General features: G+C 32.2%; 4 protein-coding genes. 2 read left to right on the plus strand and 2 right to left on the minus strand.

All coding sequences use genetic code 11. From position 1 onward, the window contains the following. Positions 1–334: 334 nt before the first annotated feature. Both HGC4_RS12735 and HGC4_RS19285 read right to left on the minus strand, forming a co-directional pair. A complete protein-coding gene (locus HGC4_RS12735; protein ID WP_050710521.1) occupies positions 335–649 on the minus strand; it encodes a tetratricopeptide repeat protein in 315 nt (104 codons plus the stop codon). Continuing rightward, entirely contained in the window at positions 618–791 is a 174-nt protein-coding gene (locus HGC4_RS19285; protein WP_082204175.1) for a tetratricopeptide repeat protein, read from the minus strand. The genes HGC4_RS12735 and HGC4_RS19285 overlap by 32 nt, the downstream gene beginning before the upstream one ends. A gap of 595 nt (positions 792–1,386) precedes the next feature. Here HGC4_RS19285 and HGC4_RS19290 point away from each other — a divergent pair. Beyond that, positions 1,387–1,557 carry a recombinase family protein gene (locus HGC4_RS19290; RefSeq protein ID WP_373419314.1) on the plus strand — a complete coding sequence of 57 codons (171 nt, stop codon included), beginning with the start codon at positions 1,387–1,389 and terminating at the stop codon, positions 1,555–1,557. 99 nt (positions 1,558–1,656) lie between these two features. Next, positions 1,657–1,875: a hypothetical protein gene (locus HGC4_RS12745; protein ID WP_050710523.1), complete on the plus strand. Its 219-nt coding sequence runs from the start codon at positions 1,657–1,659 to the stop codon at positions 1,873–1,875. Positions 1,876–2,609: the final 734 nt, after the last annotated feature.

The raw sequence follows: 2,609 nt of genomic DNA on the forward strand, positions 1-2,609 counted from the left end.
AAAGTAGGGACGAAATGTTTAAAACAACATATAACTAATTAGTCCTGTGTTAAAGATTTATTACATCTTTTTTGAATATTATTTAAGATAAAAAACATATCTTAGTTCATCATACTTGTCAACATGCGCCTGAATCTTTTTTCTGGGTTCGGCGAGCCATCAGGACAAAAAACAACATGATAACAAATGCGAAGACTCCTGTCACCATAAGCAGATACATCTTGGATTTGAACTCCATTGCCTGGTTATCCTTTTGCCCCAGATAGAATTTCTTGTCCGCCTCCAATAAAGCTGCCGCATCCCTTTGCAGCTCGATCTACCCTTGAGTAGCCCTCTACATCTTACTATATCTCAGAGCCTTTTTGTAATCGCTCATTTGCTCAAAATGATCATCCAGAGAAGCATATATCACTTTTAAAGTATAAGGATATTTTACATCCGAAAGATCATCAATAACAATCTGTGCGTATTCTTTGGCAGACTTAAGATCACCTATCTTAGTGTAGATATTTAGTAAAGCGGTATGTGTTTTTTGAATATCCAATCGATTTACTTGATCCCCGACATCTATAGCCAGCGCCGATTCAAGATACTCAATAGCCTTATCATAGTCTTTGCTACCATAAGACACCACACCCAGATTCTTCAAAGAATAATAAAGCTTTTTGATAGTTTACCACAGCACTTTCAAACATATCCTGTTTAAAATAAATATATCCTATGTTATTAAAGCTTTTTGCAGCTAATAAATGATTCTGTGATCTCTCGGCTGCGTCAGCACCGTGGTGCATAAAGGATTCCAGAGTTGAGGTAATTTATTGTTGGTGTAATACACCCATGCAGAATAAAAATAGGCCAGAGCTGAATTCTTAGAATCCCCTTTGTCATTAAAGTAGCTCTGAGCCTTGAAAATTAATCTATCCATGTAGATATCAGCCTTAGTTTCCTTTTTTGCACCGACATAGCTTACAATATACTTAATATACATCTCTTTATCCATCCTTTCGGGATTTTGGATAGAAGCAAGTAGATTAAGCGTAATATCAAGCTTATCTATAATCAGCTATCCTGAGCCTGTATTAATAATTTTTCAGGTAAATTATTCTTCGGAGAAGGAAACAATAATACTCCTGTCAACAGACAGAATAAGTATGTTCTAAATAGTACAACCATTCTAAATAGATTTTTCAATGAAAAAGTGAATTTACTCTTGTTAATTCTGTAATATTAAACGTTCCTTTTGTGAAACCATAGGAATTCTGATAATTTGATATATGAGTTAGTGCTTTTTTCCGTCTTTTTTAATTATTTTATAAATAAACCTTTTTTGAAACAAGTATGATTGTAGAATATGCAAGAGTTTCCGCAGATGAATAAAATTTAGATATACAAGTAAACTTGTTAAAAGATAAGTGTGACAAAATATATACAGATATTTCTAACGGAGTCCGACAAGATAGAAAAAGTCTTCAAGATATGTTAGATTTCCTTCGTACAGGAGATACTGTTATTGTTTATAAAATAGATCGAATATCGAAACCTTGTAAATCTAATTGAGACTTTTGACCAGAAATCGATTCGGTTTAAGAGCCTCTCTGAACCAGAATTTGATACAACAAGCTCTAATGGGAAATTTTTATTACAAATATTTTGATTATGGGAGCTACATTAACAGATGAAGATGTTAAGAACTTGCTTGATAGACTGTCTACCAAAGAACGATATAAGCAAGTCATGAGCTTTTTAGATGATTCAGATCGTTTTTATCCATTTTCAGTTGAAGAAATGAAAATGATAGTCAAAAAAGGAAAGGAAGATGGGGAGATGGGCTTAGGGAAAACTTCTGAAGAAATGCGTAATAAGCATCCGAGATAAATAAATTTGACTGTTTTTTTCCTTTCTGAATAAAGGGAACTATAAAACCTATTTAAATAGGTATGGTGTTATGGTGTATTTATTTAATACCCTAATTTATATACTATATTCATATAGTGTATAAATAGAAGCTTAAAAAGGAATAAATGACTAAAGTCAAGTACATCTTCGAGAACGCCAAAAGCAGGGTATTGAAATTGCCAAAATCAAAGATATATATAAGGAGCGACTCTATGGAAGTAAAATGGCAGATGCCCAACTACTAGAAAAATATAAATCGGTTGTAAAGGAGCTTACTGAAAATAATCAATCTTTAAGACGAGCGGCTTTACTTGGTGGGTGCAGTTTGGGAACCGCACAAAAAATTATCAATAGCCTGAATTAAGGAACTAATCCGATTGCAATTATAATTCTTATTTCTACAATTTTGCTTCCTTAAAATATTGTTTAAGAGTCTTATTTAGTTAGTTTTTGCATTTTCAACAGATTGCTCTCCTTTTCTTTCAGTTCTTCAATTGGAATAGCAGTAGAAAGTTCGATAGTTCTCCTTAAAAATTTAATTATGTTTAGGTCATTGACTTTACAATTGATTCTATCCCTTTTCTATAAGCAGGAGAAAAACTAAAGATTATAATTTTACTAACTAAGAAGGTATCGGAAAACAAGTCTATACGAAAAAAGTTAAATGAATTCTATAATCTTTAATTTATAACTATTATATTCGCTCTACAAAT

Source organism: Dysgonomonas sp. HGC4 (assembly GCF_001261715.1).
Classification (GTDB): Bacteria; Bacteroidota; Bacteroidia; order Bacteroidales; family Dysgonomonadaceae; genus Dysgonomonas_A.